The sequence below is a fragment of the Paenibacillus sp. UASWS1643 genome (genome assembly GCF_008693195.1).
Taxonomy (GTDB): Bacteria; Bacillota; Bacilli; order Paenibacillales; family Paenibacillaceae; genus Paenibacillus; species Paenibacillus amylolyticus_B.
Map to the genome: position 1 here is coordinate 198,838 of NZ_VXKZ01000109.1, position 16,118 is coordinate 214,955.

A 16,118-nucleotide genomic window follows, 5' to 3' on the forward strand; every position below is an offset into this window, starting at 1 on the left:
GGAATATGCGCATGGTTCTAATAACCTATTTCATGAAGCGAGGTGTCCCGCATGAGAACAGTTGCGGACTATTTGGCAGAAACTCTGCGTAATCTAGGCGTTACTCATGTCTTTGGTATTATTGGTAAATCCATCTGTCCTGCTGTACTGAAAATGGTGGATTACGGATTAGAGTTCATTCCAGGCCGTCATGAATCCAGCTCAGGTTTTGCCGCATCCGGTTATGCATTACAGACAGGCAAACTCGGCGTTGCCTTTGCCACATCCGGTCCAGGCGGAACCAATCTGCTTACTGCAGCAGCCCATGCAAAGGCCAACAATCTGCCTGTACTGTTTATTACGGGTCATCAATCCATTCAGGAACTGGGGCTTCCCCAGTGTCAGGATTCTTCTTCTTATCTGGCTGATCTGGCCGAAATGTTCAGGCCTGCTACGCTATTCAGCAAACTGGTTGAGCGTGGAGATCACTTCGGCACACTGCTGAATCATGCCCTTTCCATTGCACTCGGCCCTAATAAAGGCCCTGTTCACCTCTGTATTCCTTTTGACGTACAGACCGAATTGTTATCCCAATGCCGGATTGTCATTCCCGAACCGGAACATCTGCTTAGCGTATCTAATCTGAATCGCATTTTTCCTCTCATTCAACAATCCAACCGCCCTTTAATTATTGCTGGTAAAGGTGTAAGTCGCGCCAGAGCCCATGATGAATTGCTTCAATTGGCCGAATCGTTCAACATTCCCGTCATTACTACGCCTGGTGGAAAAGGATCGATTGCGTGGGACCATCCCCTGTACCATGGACCTTGTGGTGTTGGAGGTTTCCCGCATGCAGACGACATGTTGAACCAAAGTGACCTTTATATCGTACTCGGTTCACGTCTGAGTGACATGACCCTCTGCAATCTGAAGCCTGAACATCATCCGGTACACCTCATTCAATTTGACGCTGATCCTACATTTGTAGGCAAGATTCTGAGCGCTCAAACCTTACATATCACCGGTGATTTGAAGGACAACCTGCAATATTTGCTGGGCACATTAGAAGACCCCCCTACTCCTGTGAGAACCACTGCACCCATGGATTACACTGTCCCTTTACCAGATCTCCCCCAACTGTCTCTGGCTTCTGTGCTAGACGGAATGAGCGATCTGCTTCCGTACGATCATAAGCTGTTTGTTGATGATGGCAGCCATGGATTTCATGCGGTCCAGCGATATAAAGTCAAGAAACCAGGCAGCTTTGTGTTTGACGCGTACTTTGCCTGCATGGGGAACGCCATTGGTATGGCGATAGGTGCAAAGGCCGCTTCACCTGAAGAGACCGTTGTATGTATCACCGGTGACGGATGTTTCATGATGCTTGGGACGGAGATCCATACCGCGGTATGCAACAATCTGAACGTCATCTTCATTGTTGTTAACAACAAACAACTGGACATGGCACTCAAAGGAATGGAAAAAACAACGGGCAGAATCGACGGCACTTTATATGAAGTTCCTATGGATGCAGCCAAATTCGCCGAATCTCTCGGTGCAGTTGCGTTTCGAGCAGAAACCCTTGCTGAGTTCTCATCTGCGCTGAACACAGCCCAGACCTTGAATCAGGTAACTGTTATTGAGCTTCTGACCGATCGAGATGAAATTCCACCCACGGCTCACCGCACCGTAACTTTGAATTAGGAGGAGCAGATCATGAGTGAACATGTAACTCAGGGGCTAGACCGTTTCGCGAAGCTTTCTGGTGAGTACGGTGCAAGAGCCCTCGCCCCCATCAAAGAACATTTTCCCGAATTGTCGGAATTTATTATGGGGACGGCATACGGGGATATTTTTCAGCGCACCACGATTTCGGAACAATGGAAGGAAGTTGCTATCATCTCTTCGTTGATCACCCAAGGACAGTATGAACAATTGGGCGTACATTACACGATGGCTCTAAGCGTGGGAGTGACGGTGGATCAGCTCAAGGGAATATTGCTACATCTGGCGCCATGTGTGGGTGCTCCACGCATTATAAGTGCATTTAATATTTTGCTTGCCACCTTGGACGAAATACAGTAATTCACTTTTCTACATTTTTATACATGATTCGACTTTTTTATTGATCTTTTTACATTCCTACCTTTATAATATGGTTAAATTATCCTTCGAATCAGCTCTCATCTTAGAAGCTTTCAGCAAAGGTCCTATGGAGCTGTATATCCATTAACAGGATAGCCTTAACTCATTTAAAGGAGAGAGATCAAGCATGGGAAATTTCATTCTGAAGACAGACGTTCCAAACAAGGTGTTAAACATTGAACTGGAGGGTTCATTCTCTCAAGAAGACGGTTTGCGTTCCATCTCGGCCTATCAGGATACGATCGCTCCTATTAACACCAAGGAGTATGACCTGAACATCGATTGCAAAAAGCTGAATGTTACTGCTCCGGAGATTGTTCCTCTTCTGGAAGGCTGTCTTCAATTGTTCAAAAAAGATGAATATAAAAAAGTCGTGTTGACCCTCGAGAACAACGCGATTCTAAAAATGCAATTGTCCCGACTTGGTCGGTCTGTCGGCCTGGACAATCTCGAAATCATATCTACCGTTACCACTTAATAAACCAGGCGGACAAGCTGTGAATTCACCCTTCCGCTCAAGAGGAGAATGAAGATGGCCGGAATTCGTATTGTAGATATCGATATCTATCATCCAGCAACCAAGGTGCACAATGATTTTTATATTGAACATTTTGATGCAAGAGGTGTAGATATTCGTGGATTGTTACAGGCACTTGGTCGTGATACACGTTATAAAATTGACAACGATGACGAAAACTCACTAAGCATGGCCTTTGAAGCAGCCAGTAACCTACTGGAAAAAACCGGACTCACCGGTGCAGATATTGATCTGATTGCTTATGCAAGCCAAACGCCAGAATACATCTTTCCTACGAATTCCCTGATGATCCATCGCCTGATTAACGGAGCTTCTCACACGATCTGTATTGACAGTAACGCGAACTGTGCAGGCATGACCGCTGCTTTCGAACAGGTTAGCCGGCAGATGCTGGGCAATCCTCGAATTCGCCGGGCATTAATCATCGGCTCGGATTACGTGGCTCCTCACGCCAGTCCAGATGATCCCGTATACTTCGCTAATTTCGGTGATGCAGCAGCGGCGGTTATTGTAGAGCGGGATGAACATGCTGTCGGTTTCATTGATTCCATCTATCAGACGGATACCTGTGTGTATGGTAATTCTCTTTTTCCTGCAGAAGGCTTGGCAAAGCTCGGCAAAACAGGTGTGGATGCGGGTGCCTTTCATGTGAAATTCATCCCATTTGATGATTCCATCTGTGTGGATGCCGCTTCCGAGTCCATTCGTACTTTGCTGACACGTAACGAGATTGGACCAGATGAGATCAGAGCCGCCTGCTTCTCCCAACTATCTATTAGTAACATTCGGGCTGTATCCGAAAACATCGGCATTGGTAACGATATTGCCGTCTATATCGGAGATGAGTTCGGATATACCTCAACCAGCAGTCCGTTCATTGCATTACATCGAGCGGTTACAACCGGTCAGATTCAGCGTGGTGACAAAGTTCTGTTCTGGACCGTTGGAGCCGGGTGGCAAAATGTTGCCATGGTGGTTGAATATTAGGCTTTACTTCACCAAAATATAATAAACAGGACGGTTCTCTTTCTTCCAAAGAGGATCGTCTTTTTATATGTAAGCAATCCACATTTCAGCACATACACTTCTTCTAGCCTCTCCATTTCTTCAAAGCAAAAAGCAGCCCTCACCGGACTGCCAGGTTCCTATTTTCCACCTGTTCAAAAAATCTTCTTTGTATCCCGATCGTCTTTCAGAATCTCCACGGCCTCCCGGAACCTTAACGAATGCACGATCTCCCGTTCCCGCAGAAACTTCAGACTATCCTGTAAATCCACGTCATCGGTCAGATCGATTAACCATTGATATGTAGCCCGGGCTTTCTCTTCTGCTGCAATATCCTCGTACAAATCCGCGATCGGATCTCCCTTCGAAGCAATGTATGCTGCAGTAAAAGGTACACCTGAGGAATTCGTGTAAAATAAGGCAGAATCACGCTGAGCATAGTTAGGCCCGAGTCCCGCTTCTTCCAGTTGCTCTACCGACGCGTCCTTGGTCAACTTGTAGATCATGGTAGCAATCATTTCCAAGTGAGCGAATTCCTCTGTGCCGATATCATTTAATAACCCGATAATTTTATCCGGAATGGTATACCGCTGGTTCAAATACCGCAGAGCTGCCGCCAGCTCACCATCCGCTCCTCCATATTGTTCAGCCAGCAATTTTGCCATATGAGGATCACATTTGCTAACCCGAACAGGATACTGCAATTTTTTCTCATACACCCACATGCAGAGCCCTCCTTTTAGAATGAATTTGAAATTGCTGGCATATTCCCCGAGTCCCCGGCTTTACAGTTGTGCACGGAAACCCGAGGCGTTATTTCACACTTGCCATGGCCACGGTGTCTGTGACCACTCCCAAGGATATTTGGAGAATGCATGACCAAAGTTCATCAGCGGTCCGTACATTTGTTGAAATTCATGTGCAACTCTCATGCGCTCCTGACTGAATTTGTTGTACTGTTCAATACTCTGAAAGTCACCCGGATGGGTGTCCAGATACAGGTTCAGCTCAACTAATACAAAGTCCAGTGCCTGGAGCTCCTCTAACAGCTCATAATACCTTGCATCACAGGCTTTGGGCACTTCAGGCTCCATCCAATTCCACCTTCCTCCCTTTCGATCTTGCTGGTGTATAAGGGCTGTATAATGCAGGCCACAACGTTCCAATTCTTAAGGCTTCTGCTGGGCTGTACTGCGGCCAGCCCATAGGCTGAAATGGAATAAATAATTGCGGAGGAACCAGATACGTTCGAATCTCTACAGGCGGACAAGGGTCAAACGGCCCCACAAACGGGGCGTAAGCACGAAGCTGCGGATCTTTCACAGAACAACTCTCCTTTCTCAATGCTTGCATGCATCCAACATACATTTCAAACGATTGCTTCCCGTCTCTATATCCATATGTTTCAAATCGGTAAGTTAATCCCCTTTTAGCTCACACATCAAAAAAACCTCTGTAGCCCCACACAATGGCGGTACTTTCAGAGGTCTGTTTGAGGTCTGTTTGAGGTCTGTTTGAGGTCTGTTTGAGGTCTGTTTGAGGTCTGTTTATTGTGTTGACTGATCTTCCGAATTCATGTCTTGAGGAACAGATTGCTTGTACACTCGAACCCGAGTAATTCGCAAACGAGAAGACTCTTCCACTTCAAAGACGTATCCATTCAGCTCCCGAGTTTTACCCTTGGCTGGACTACCTCCAAGCTCTTTAAAAAGCCATCCGCCAATGGTATCCACTTCTTCATCCTCAATGATGGCTCCGGTCCACTTATGAACTTCTTCAATAAGCGAACGACCATCAATGGAAAAGGAATCTCCACTGCGTTCCATATGCGGACGCTCATCCTCAAACTCGTCATACAAGTCTCCAACGATCTCTTCCAGAATTTCTTCCGCAGTCAGCAATCCAGCTGTGCCGCCATATTCATCCACAACCAGCGTCATCTGAGAATGTTTCTTCTGCATCAGACGCAGCACATGGCTGATTTCCATGGATTCAGGAACGTTTAAGATTGGACGGACGAGTGAAGCCAGATCATGTTGTTGCTCCGGTTTAGCCAGCAACAGATCGGTGATGTGTATAAATCCAATGATCTCATCCTTGTCTTCTACTGCTACGGGATACCGGGAATGTTTGGTAGCATTAATGATCTCCAGGTTCTCTTCCAAAGACATATGTGTGTACAGACAATCCATGTCTGTACGTGGCAGCATCACTTCACGTGCCAGCATGTCGGAGAAATCAAAGATGTTGTCCATCAGTTTGATCTCATCTTTATCGATGACACCACTTTTAGCACTCTGCTTCATCAGAATTCGAAGTTCATCTTCCGAGTGAGCTTCTCCTTCACTGGCAGGTTCGATACCCGCCAGACGCAGCAATGCATTAGCCGATACATTCAGTACCCAGATGAAAGGGAAGAAGATTTTGTAGAACAACAGCAAGGGCGCAGATAGAAACAATGCCACTCCGTCTGTTTTTTGAATTGCTAACGATTTGGGCGCAAGCTCACCCAACACAATATGCAGAAACGTAATGATACAGAAACCGATAATGACCGACACGGTCGAAATAAGCCCTGTATCTCCTACACCGAGCTTAAACATGAGAGGCTCAACGAGCAATTCAGAGATGGCTGGTTCTCCCAGCCACCCGAGTCCAAGCGATGTCAATGTAATCCCGAACTGAGTTGCCGATAGATAGGAATCCAGTTTACTATTCACCTTCAGTGCATAACCAGCCAAACGATTTCCTTCACTCTGCAATTGAGTTAAGCGTGTCTGCCTTACTTTCACAAGGGAAAATTCCGCTGCAACAAATACGCCATTCAAAAATACGAGCAAAAAGACACAGACCAGATTAAATACCAGCTGTCCAAGATGAAATTCGGTATGAATATCCAAGTTGAAACTCCCCTTTTCTATCTATTTCAGGAATACACCTGGAATATCAACGTGTGATTGCCTTTCTAGATTTGAAATCTACACCCTTGTAATACATATCTGCCACTAGCAGGTTTGGTCCGCAACAGGATGCAATATCGCAATGGCAATTGACCGTTTGATTCAACGGATGTTCAGCTGACCATTCATGGAACACTTCATCCAGTTTACGATCACGAATGTTACCAAACGCCGGGATATCCGCAAAATCCGTCACATACACATTACCCGTGAACATGTTAACGTTAACGCGGTTGCGTCCGTCCGGATCGTTACGTACTGTCACATTTGGTTCGCTGTATAAACGGTTGATCAGTTCACGATCCTGCTCTGCTGCACTGCACGCGAAGAATGGCAGAGTCCCGAATAACATCCACATATCTTTGTCACGCACATCAAGCAAACGATGAATCGCTGCTCTCATATGATCCAGTGATAACACGGGCAGTGACGAAGCAAAGTTCGAATTATACATCGGATGCACTTCATGACGGACACAGCCCATCTCACGAATCAATTGGTGAATACCATCCAGCTTGTCGTGCGTACGGAAGTTAATCATCGATTCCGCAGAGATAAACATGCCTGCTTCACTCAGTTTGCGTGAATTTTCAATCATTTTCTCATACATCTTCACCGCTACTTCACGTTTCACAGGTCTGCCACTATTCGCAAATCCAACTTGATGGAAATCGTCAGCATTCAGATAGTTGAATGAGATATGCATAACGTCCAGATAAGGTAAAAGTTGCTCATACCGGCTGATATCCAGTGTTAAATTCGAATTGATCTGGGAACGAATTCCACGTTCCTTGGCATATTTGAGCAGCGGGATAATCATCTCATCCACTGTTTTCTGGCTAAAGCTTGGCTCGCCACCCGTCAGACTAATTGTCTGCAGATGCTCCACTTCATCCAATCGTTTCAGCATCAGAGGAAGCGGGAGAGCCGGCGCTTCACGCATCGTAAGCATATCTCCCACGGCACAATGCTCACACCTCATATTGCACAGATGTGTCACGGTCATTTCTACACTGGTCAGCACATGGCGTCCATATGTACGCAGAGAGCCGATCGGATCCCATGGATCATTCGTTGGCGATAAAGGCATCAGTTGTACCGATCCTGAGTTTAGCATGGTCATTGTTCCTCACCTTATTCCTTTTATTAACCTAAAAAGTTTTATTTACATCATACCTTGTGTTTTTCTTTTTGGAGTTATCTTTTATCATAGCACAATTTTGAATGCTCCGGCATACGCAGACCCTGTCCATTACATGACAAAGAACGCTCAGGCAACTCTGGACCGAATTACGAAACGGCCCGGATATTACGACATGAGCGCTAATCATCCTTCAAGTTGTTCAGCTTTCCACCTGTTCACTTTGAGCCGCTGAAGGTGTATCCTCCACACCCTCTACACCTGTGATCATCACAGACAGCGCTGTCAGCAGGTTAATTTCATAAGGCGAAGATAAAGTCTGGCCGTCCGCATCTTTTAGAACACGGATAAGCGGACGTTGAGGAACACGTGAATGAATTGATGCAACTACTCCAACCTCTCCCGTGCTGAGCTTGACTGAAATACCTACTGGGTATATCGCAACACAATCCCTGAACTTTTCCAACATCCGTTGTTCATAGAGGGTTCCTGAACCTGTATACAACACCTCTACTGCCTGATGCGGCAGCAAGGCTTGCTTGTACACCCGATTCGTTGTCATGGCATCATACGAATCAGCAAGCGCAATCCATTTGGCATATTCATGAATTTCCTTGTCTTTCAAACCAAAGGGATATCCACTGCCATCAATTCGTTCATGGTGCTGCAATGCACAATGCGCGGATAGAAGCGGTATACCTGGTTCATCTTTGAGAATACGGTGTCCATATGTAGTGTGCTGCTGAATGACTTTGAATTCCTCGTCACTCAATCTGGAGGGTTTATGCAAAATTTCTGGTGCAATCTGTGTTTTGCCGATATCATGCAACAAAGCGCCCAGACCAATCTCCATTAATTGCTGGCGTGTGTAACCCGAAGCAACACCAAGAACCAGCGTGTACACACATACATTCAGAGAATGGTTATACAGGTCAAAATCACTGGAGTTCATGTCCATCAGCATAATCATGGCTTCCTTCTGACTGCCGATGTCTTCCAGAATCGCATTCATCACACCACTAAGCGCTTTACCGAAATGAGGAATCTGATTTTTGGTTTTCAGTCCTGACATACTCTGAAATTGCTGTTTGATCTCGACCAGTGCTTTCCTTCGGGTCTCCTCCTGCAACATTTCAGGAACGATGATGTCCTCTGTCGCAGCATCTTTAATATACACATAACCGACCCCGAGATCCTTAAGGCGTCCAATCAATCGACTGGTTAGCTCTACATCCTCACTAAGTAATACAAGGCCTTCTTCACTATAAATACGTTTTCCCAGCTTCATGCCAGGCTGCAATAAGTTTATATGTACTAAACGCACAGCCTATCCTCTCCCGCTCCGTAGATGTAATTACCACTAGCCGCCGCTTCAGCAGAAGGCAAGTACTTTAATTTAGCTTTGATGCCAGCGGGCTCGCAGGCTGTCGTCCAGAGCCCCTGGTCGTTTTATTTCCGTTTCCAGCAAATCGCGTATGAATTCCGGAAGATGATAGAGCGTACGGGTTCCATGAGCCAGAGGAGGATACCCCACATTGAACGTAAACATGTCCAGTGTCCCAACGATATACTCACATTGTTCGTCCATAGGCTCCCCATTGATGGATATGGTCTGGATCTTCTCATAGGCTGGCGCATGTGGATTGTATTGAACTTCCATTCCGTCCATACATAACGTGCCTAGAATATGACCACGAAAACCAAATCCCACAATGGGCTTACCTGAAAACTCGTCCAACAAGGACTGCTCAAGTGCTTCACGAATATGACTTCCACTCAAGCATATTGTACAAGCATTTATAGGAGATGGACATAGGGAATGCAACATTCCTTTTGTAATATTAGCTTGTGGAAGATCTCCGAGAAGCTGACCTGCATTCACCAGAGACAGCTGTGCCCCCGTGAAATGACGAACAGCTTGTGCAAGCAATGTTGCAAACGGGGATTCCCGGTCATACGCGATGGGCAGCACCCGATCCGTTATCACTGCCGTCTGATTGAGTGTCCTTTCGGCTTCCGTACGATTTGTAGCGATTGCCAGAGCGACCCGATCATCCAGTAATATACTCTTGGCAGCCATACAACCGCTACTTACCAGTTGGAGAGGTGCTCCCACGCTTGTTCGTTCCAGAACCACTTTCCCAAGCCATTGACCAAATTTCCCGGCTGCACCCAGCACGGTCTGACCAATGACTAATGGTTCTTCAAGAACATGATGGGTATGTCCACCGAGAATAACATCAATTCCAGTAATCTGCTCCGCCAGTCTCCGATCTGTCGAAAGTCCCAGATGTGAAAGAACAACCACCACATCCACTTCATCACGTAATGCTTCCACTTGAGCTCTTAGTGACTCCACAGGGTCCAGAACATCCCACCCAAGCAGTTCGTAAAACGTGGTAAAAGGGGCAGTTGCCCCCAGCAGACCAACGCGAAATGGACCTTTCTCCACAATCAGAGAAGGTTTCATCCACACTGGTGGAAGTCCAGTATCTTGCTCCACAACATTGCCGCATACCACAGGACACAGAAGACCAGCGTAGGACTGCGAGAGCTGATCTGGCGTAAAGGTTAGTCCTTCGTTGTTACCGATTGTAATGGCATCGTAGCCCGTCAGGTTAATAACATCAACATTAGCCGTACCCAGTGTTCCTTCTGTTTCAACGGCCATCCGGTCCATATGATCGCCGATATCCAATACAAGGAAGTTGCCACCTTGGTTACGTTCCTCATTGATCATAGCGGCGATGGTGCTCATGGAACCGAAGTGGCTATGGATGTCATTGGTGTGTAGAATCGTCAACGTTTGCTTCTCCCTGGTGCTCATCACACCGCCTCCCCTGCTCTTCAATAAACGTTCATTCTTCTAATGGATAAGCATAACATTTTCCGCGTCGTTATGATATATTTAAAGGGTTTAGAGATCAAAAAGAGGTGAGTCATATCTATGAAATTGACAATTCAACTATTTGCAGGCATTGCAGAACGTTTAAATACATCCCTTCTGGAGTTTGAGTACATTGGAGACATTCCAACTGCTGCCGATTTAAAAGAAAAACTGAGTCTTGCCTACCCAGAGGCAGCTTCTCAGATAAGGACATCCTTTTTGGCAGTTAACCAGCAGTACGCTCCTGCCGATACTATACTTAGCTCAGAAGATGAACTTGCGTTGATCCCTCCCGTCTCTGGAGGCGATGGTACGGATATAACTGATGAAAAGCTTCGCTCTACCATCCAAGAGCATCGGACTGAAGATGGCTTATTTCTGATCACAGAGTCCACCCTGTCCGTGGAAGCAACAACGGCGCTAGTGATTACCCCGAATCACGGGGCAGCTCTTACTTTTGTAGGTACGACTCGTGAAATGACCGGTGAACAGCGCACCGTCCACCTTGAATATGAGGCCTATGTGCCGATGGCTCTTTCTCAGATGGCGGCCATTGGTGTGGAAATCTCCGATCGCTGGCCTGGTGTGTTATGTGCAATCAGTCACCGAATCGGCAAAGTGGATGTGGCAGAGATTAGCGTAGTCATTGCCGTTTCCTCGCCTCATCGCAACGACTGTTATGATGCAAGCCGTTACGCTATAGAGAGACTCAAACAGACCGTTCCGATCTGGAAAAAGGAAATTTGGGAAGATGGATCTGAATGGAAAGGACACCAATTAGGACCATGGAACCCCATGGAGAACTAAATAATGAGCCTTTACACCTTTTAGACCGAGTGGGTTAATAGTAAATAAGTCGTTGTCAACCCATTTTTTTCTTGTTATTATAATTATATGTGTCGATATTAGTCGAGAAAAGGTGGTTTATACGTGAGAGTGCATGTTACTGATCTTAAACCGGGTGACCTGTTAAAAAATGATGTATACAACAGTTCGGGTCTCCACATGCTGATGAAAGGTTCCACCCTCAGTGAAGATGACTTATCCAAACTGTTGCAACATGGAATCGAGTACGCAGATGTAGAACACACAACATCCGACCTACACTCTGATGCACAAACCTTACCTTCCGATCAAACCCGTCTGTTAACTAACTTGTTTAACGATACGATCAAAGGTACTGAATCTCTATTTCAACAAGCAATGGAGAAGGGTTTTATTGATGAGACACAGGTCGATGAGATTTTGTTTACCCTAACAGAACAGTTGGAAAAACAAAAAGATGTTGTCTCCTTGTTGCTTATGCTGGACGGGGATAGCGATTATACGTACAACCATTCATTGCAAGTCGGAATGCTCGCTTTTTATATCGCCGGCTGGATGGGTTACAACCCCGAGGAATGTCTAACGGTAGCCAAAGCAGGATATCTTCATGATATCGGCAAGTCCAAGATTCCTTCTGAAATGTTACATAAACCTGGTAAATTGACCACGGAAGAATTTGACGAAATGAAGAAACACACATTCTATGGGTACAATATCATTAAAGAATCCACGCAGGATGAAATTCTGGCAACGGTTGCACTTCAGCATCATGAGCGCGAGGATGGAAGTGGTTATCCTCATGGACTGCGAGGAGACGAGATCCACCCATATGCCCGTATAACGGCTGTAGCAGACGTTTACAGCGCCATGACGACGAATCGGGTGTACCAGACCAAACAGGAACTGATCTCTGTTCTATGTGAACTGTACAGCCTCAGCTTTGGTCAGTTAAATGCTGAAGCAACACAGGAACTGATCAAGCATATGCTGCCTAATTTTATCGGTAAAAGGGTTCTGCTCACCACGGGTCAGACGGGACTCATTGTCATGAATAATCCTGCGGATTATTTCCGACCACTCGTTCAGACCTCTACGGCCTTTATCGATTTAGCGAAAGAAAGAGATATTGCTATCGTTGAGATCTATGTACAGTAACTGTTCATTGTACAGAGCATGTATACGAAGAAACCCATAGGTAACTGAAATAACCAACTCATAGGTTGGCATATGACAAAAGGGAAGCCGTAATCGGCTTCCCTTTTGTCTATTCCGATTCAATCATGTTGGATTACACGCAGAATGCTTTTGTGATGATAACCAACAGAATGAACAGTACCAAGATTGCACCAGTGTTTGTGAACATATTGTACCCGCCAACGCCGCCTACTCCGCCTACGTTGCCACCACAGCCATATCCTACTTCGCTCATGTGATTGCCTCCTCTTCATCAGGTATACCCTAACATATGACGTTTCCGGTGGAATGAACCGGGCGAATAGGCAACATTCGATAAAGGGTTGTCTGTCTGCATCTGCCTGAGTGGATCAACCTTCTGCTACTCCCTTGTTCTTTGCAGGGATCTATGTGTCGGAATCCGAATGAACCTGGATGCCTTTTTCCTTGCGGTACATGATAACAAGTAATCTCCAAAATTCATAACTGCCTTTGTCGTTCATAATAAACGGTCGATAATAATCAAATGCTTGCTGTGCCCATGCGGGACAATCCATATTGGATAGTTGCTTCTGTTGCTGAATCCATCCCCCTTGAATCTCCAGCGTTTTCTGCATGGCTTCAAACATTTTCTTCTGCTCAGTGGTCATCGGCGGAGCCTCCTGTTCCTGAGATGCAGTTCCGTATTCGGCCTGTAGATACGCACCCGGTTCCGTCACACCATCTTCGCTGGCTGTATATCCGTAAGATGGTGCACTTGTTTTACGAATCTCATAATGTACATGCGGACCAGTACTCTGACCCGTGCTCCCCTGATTACCAACAAGCTGGCCTCGCTTCACCTGCTGTCCAACGCTTACAGCAATACGTGAAAGGTGCGCATAACAATGCAAGTAGCCACGATGATCTTGAAGGGCAACTGTAAGCCCGTAACCGCCGAATCCGGAGCCTGTAACTCCTTCGGAAGCAAAACGTACCCTACCTTCCATAAAGGCATAGACGGGGCCATTCCAAGGCTCTGTCACGAGATCAATCCCGCGGTGAAATGTCTGTCCACCATGAATAGGATGAATTCGATAGCCGAATGAACTTGTAATCCGATAGCCCTCGAAAGGGTTTACGCTCATACACTCACATCCTTTTCTATCATTAAATGCTTAAATCTATGAAATGGCTTGTGCTATTGGTCTTATTTTATTCCACAAAAATACCGCTCAGAATATCATTAGGGAAACCTTATGGCCTCTCCAACGTATATCCCAAGCGACGCGCTCTGCTAATATGATTCTTCTATCAGTTACATATACTATGTTTTTATTTTAACCACTACAAACTCCTAATTGAGAGGTCTGTATATGACCCCTAGCTGATCCAATTCCTGACCTGCTCTTCCATAAAATCCGGCTATATACCACCCTGCTGGTGCCTCAAGTTTAATTTGATCCGATGTCTTTTGTCCGCCTTCAATCTCATTTCCAAGATTGATCGACAACTCCACGTAAAAGATCCGTTTATCTCCATTTCGTGTCCCCTGACTAATGGTTGCCTGGGTTAAGTACTCTCCGTCTGCCAAGTTCAGTGTGGCAATGTTGGATTGACCACCATGTGCCAGGTTCGTTCCATCCTTGTACAACGTTGAAATGCCGTCTACACGGTTGCCCGAGTTAAGCACCACTGAGCTAGGTCTGGACTCCGGAATCTGATTTAGATCATTAAACCCAGTTCCTCCAGACCCTCCGATTGTTGAACTTAGTTGGTACTGAGAAGATGTGCTGTACACAAATTCCGCTGTATTTGGATAGTGATCAGATAGTTGCTTGCCGCTCGGGTCAAGAAACGTTTGATTTTCCAAACGGTAGCTCTGGATTTCAGTCAGAAATATCTGACCCCTTGATCCCACATACCACTTACTCATCGTCTTGTTTGGGCAACAAAAAAAAGATCAAGGGAGTATCTCCCTTGATCTTTCTTATATTCATAAGCGATCACCTGAACCCTACTACCGCTTAACATCAACAGTAAGATTCAGCTTCACGGCTTCAAAACGCGCTGTATTGAATTAACCAATAGAGCCTTCCATTTCGAATTTGATCAATCTATTCATCTCAACAGCGTATTCCATTGGCAATTCCTTCGTGAATGGCTCAATGAAGCCCATGATAATCATCTGTGTTGCTTCCGCATCAGTCAGACCACGGCTCATCAGATAGAAGAGCTGATCCTCAGACACTTTGGATACTGTAGCTTCATGCTCCAGCATGATGTTATCATTCATGATTTCATTGTAAGGAATTGTATCCGATGTAGACTCATTATCGAGAATGAGTGTATCACACTTGATGTTGGATTTCGCGCCCTCAGCTTGACGTCCAAAGGAAGCCAAACCACGGTACGTTACTTTACCACCATGTTTACTGATGGACTTGGATACAATCGTAGATGTTGTATCCGGAGCCAAGTGGATCATTTTCGCACCTGCATCCTGATGCTGGTTTTTACCAGCTACAGCGATGGAGAGTACGGAACCTTTAGCTCCACGGCCTTTCAGTACAACCGCTGGATATTTCATCGTCAGTTTGGAACCGATGTTACCATCGACCCATTCCATCGTTGCATTTTCTTCTGCTACCGCACGTTTCGTAACGAGGTTGTAGATGTTTGGTGCCCAGTTTTGAATCGTTGTGTAACGAACACGGGCATTTTTCTTACAAATGATCTCAACAACCGCACTGTGCAGTGAGTTCGTGCTGTAGATCGGAGCTGTACAGCCCTCTACATAGTGAACGAAGCTGTCTTCGTCCGCAATGATGAGTGTACGCTCGAATTGTCCCATATTCTCGGAGTTAATCCGGAAGTAGGCTTGCAAAGGCACTTCACATTTAACGCCCTTAGGCACGTAGATGAAACTTCCTCCGGACCATACCGCACTATTCAAGGCAGCAAATTTGTTATCTGCTGGCGGAATAACTGTTGCAAAATATTCACGAAGGATTTCCGGATGCTCTCTGAGAGCCGTATCCGTATCCATGAAGATTACACCTTGGTCTTCCAATTCCTTTTGCATGTTGTGATATACAACCTCGGACTCATACTGAGCCGATACACCTGCAAGGAATTTTTGCTCTGCTTCAGGGATACCCAATTTATCAAAGGTTTCCTTGATTTCGGAAGGAACTTCCTCCCATGTTTTACCTTGTTTTTCAGAAGCACGAACGTAGTACTGAATATCATTGAAATCCAATCCGTCGAGATCTCCGCCCCATTTCGGCATTGGCATCTTTTCGAATTGTTTCAAGGATTTCAGACGGAATTCCAACATCCATTCCGGTTCATTCTTAATCTTGGAAATCTCGGTAACCACTTCTGCAGTCAGACCTTTACCGGTTTGAAAGATGGATTTGTGCTCGTCGCGAAAACCATATTTGTACTCTTCCATTTCTGGTGCTTTTTTAGCCATCTTGCTCT

The 16,118-nt window shown here is 45.8% G+C and carries 17 protein-coding genes; 6 read left to right on the forward strand and 11 right to left on the reverse strand.

Translation table 11 applies throughout. The features are described from left to right. Positions 1 to 51: 51 nt before the first annotated feature. The 4 genes from FE296_RS16805 (at position 52) to FE296_RS16820 (ending at position 3,649) form a co-directional block, all read left to right on the forward strand. Complete coding sequence (locus FE296_RS16805) at positions 52 to 1,683, forward strand: thiamine pyrophosphate-binding protein (protein WP_150365736.1); 1,632 nt, start codon at positions 52 to 54, stop codon at positions 1,681 to 1,683. A gap of 12 nt (positions 1,684 to 1,695) precedes the next feature. Then, positions 1,696 to 2,064, forward strand: a complete 369-nt coding sequence (locus tag FE296_RS16810; protein ID WP_150365737.1) for a carboxymuconolactone decarboxylase family protein — start codon at positions 1,696 to 1,698, stop codon at positions 2,062 to 2,064. A gap of 187 nt (positions 2,065 to 2,251) precedes the next feature. Next, complete coding sequence (locus FE296_RS16815; RefSeq protein ID WP_124113814.1) at positions 2,252 to 2,602, forward strand: hypothetical protein; 351 nt, start codon at positions 2,252 to 2,254, stop codon at positions 2,600 to 2,602. 54 nt (positions 2,603 to 2,656) lie between these two features. Then, entirely contained in the window at positions 2,657 to 3,649 is a 993-nt protein-coding gene (locus FE296_RS16820) for a 3-oxoacyl-[acyl-carrier-protein] synthase III C-terminal domain-containing protein (RefSeq protein ID WP_150365738.1), read from the forward strand. A gap of 173 nt (positions 3,650 to 3,822) precedes the next feature. Here FE296_RS16820 and FE296_RS16825 read toward each other — a convergent pair whose 3' ends face one another. From FE296_RS16825 to FE296_RS16855, 7 genes are all read right to left on the reverse strand, one after another. Next, complete coding sequence (locus FE296_RS16825; protein ID WP_091014606.1) at positions 3,823 to 4,392, reverse strand: manganese catalase family protein; 570 nt, start codon at positions 4,390 to 4,392, stop codon at positions 3,823 to 3,825. Positions 4,393 to 4,485: 93 nt separating this feature from the next. Next, entirely contained in the window at positions 4,486 to 4,761 is a 276-nt protein-coding gene (locus FE296_RS16830) for a spore coat protein CotJB (RefSeq protein ID WP_124113812.1), read from the reverse strand. Beyond that, complete coding sequence (locus tag FE296_RS16835; protein ID WP_124113811.1) at positions 4,751 to 4,990, reverse strand: spore coat associated protein CotJA; 240 nt, start codon at positions 4,988 to 4,990, stop codon at positions 4,751 to 4,753. The genes FE296_RS16830 and FE296_RS16835 overlap by 11 nt, the downstream gene beginning before the upstream one ends. A gap of 224 nt (positions 4,991 to 5,214) precedes the next feature. Continuing rightward, positions 5,215 to 6,567, reverse strand: a complete 1,353-nt coding sequence (locus FE296_RS16840) for a hemolysin family protein (RefSeq protein ID WP_124113810.1) — start codon at positions 6,565 to 6,567, stop codon at positions 5,215 to 5,217. Positions 6,568 to 6,613: 46 nt separating this feature from the next. Beyond that, on the reverse strand, positions 6,614 to 7,750 hold the full coding sequence (yfkAB, locus tag FE296_RS16845) for a radical SAM/CxCxxxxC motif protein YfkAB (RefSeq protein WP_150365739.1): 1,137 nt from the start codon (positions 7,748 to 7,750) through the stop codon (positions 6,614 to 6,616). Between the two features lie 220 nt (positions 7,751 to 7,970). After that, entirely contained in the window at positions 7,971 to 9,056 is a 1,086-nt protein-coding gene (locus tag FE296_RS16850) for an HD-GYP domain-containing protein (protein ID WP_223868912.1), read from the reverse strand. 108 nt (positions 9,057 to 9,164) lie between these two features. Beyond that, a complete protein-coding gene (locus tag FE296_RS16855) occupies positions 9,165 to 10,595 on the reverse strand; it encodes a bifunctional metallophosphatase/5'-nucleotidase (RefSeq protein ID WP_150365741.1) in 1,431 nt (476 codons plus the stop codon). A 120-nt stretch (positions 10,596 to 10,715) separates the two neighbouring features. On the opposite strand from FE296_RS16855, the gene FE296_RS16860 reads away from it, so the two are divergent. After that, positions 10,716 to 11,462 (forward strand): molybdenum cofactor biosynthesis protein, encoded by a 747-nt coding sequence (locus FE296_RS16860; protein WP_150365742.1) that lies wholly within the window; start codon positions 10,716 to 10,718, stop codon positions 11,460 to 11,462. Positions 11,463 to 11,585: 123 nt separating this feature from the next. After that, positions 11,586 to 12,635, forward strand: coding sequence for an HD-GYP domain-containing protein (locus FE296_RS16865; protein ID WP_150365743.1), 1,050 nt, complete (start codon positions 11,586 to 11,588; stop codon positions 12,633 to 12,635). Between the two features lie 133 nt (positions 12,636 to 12,768). On the opposite strand, the gene FE296_RS32835 is transcribed toward FE296_RS16865, so the two are convergent. From FE296_RS32835 to sufB, 4 genes are all read right to left on the reverse strand, one after another. Continuing rightward, complete coding sequence (locus FE296_RS32835; protein ID WP_017689533.1) at positions 12,769 to 12,909, reverse strand: hypothetical protein; 141 nt, start codon at positions 12,907 to 12,909, stop codon at positions 12,769 to 12,771. Between the two features lie 151 nt (positions 12,910 to 13,060). Beyond that, positions 13,061 to 13,780 (reverse strand): M23 family metallopeptidase, encoded by a 720-nt coding sequence (locus FE296_RS16870; RefSeq protein ID WP_150365744.1) that lies wholly within the window; start codon positions 13,778 to 13,780, stop codon positions 13,061 to 13,063. Positions 13,781 to 13,989: 209 nt separating this feature from the next. Then, the gene (locus FE296_RS16875; RefSeq protein WP_223868913.1) at positions 13,990 to 14,505 is read right to left on the reverse strand and encodes a jacalin-like lectin; all 516 of its coding nucleotides are present in this window, start codon (positions 14,503 to 14,505) and stop codon (positions 13,990 to 13,992) included. Positions 14,506 to 14,712: 207 nt separating this feature from the next. Continuing rightward, positions 14,713 to 16,110 carry a Fe-S cluster assembly protein SufB gene (gene sufB, locus FE296_RS16880; RefSeq protein WP_091032622.1) on the reverse strand — a complete coding sequence of 466 codons (1,398 nt, stop codon included), beginning with the start codon at positions 16,108 to 16,110 and terminating at the stop codon, positions 14,713 to 14,715. Between the last annotated feature and the right edge of the window lie 8 nt (positions 16,111 to 16,118).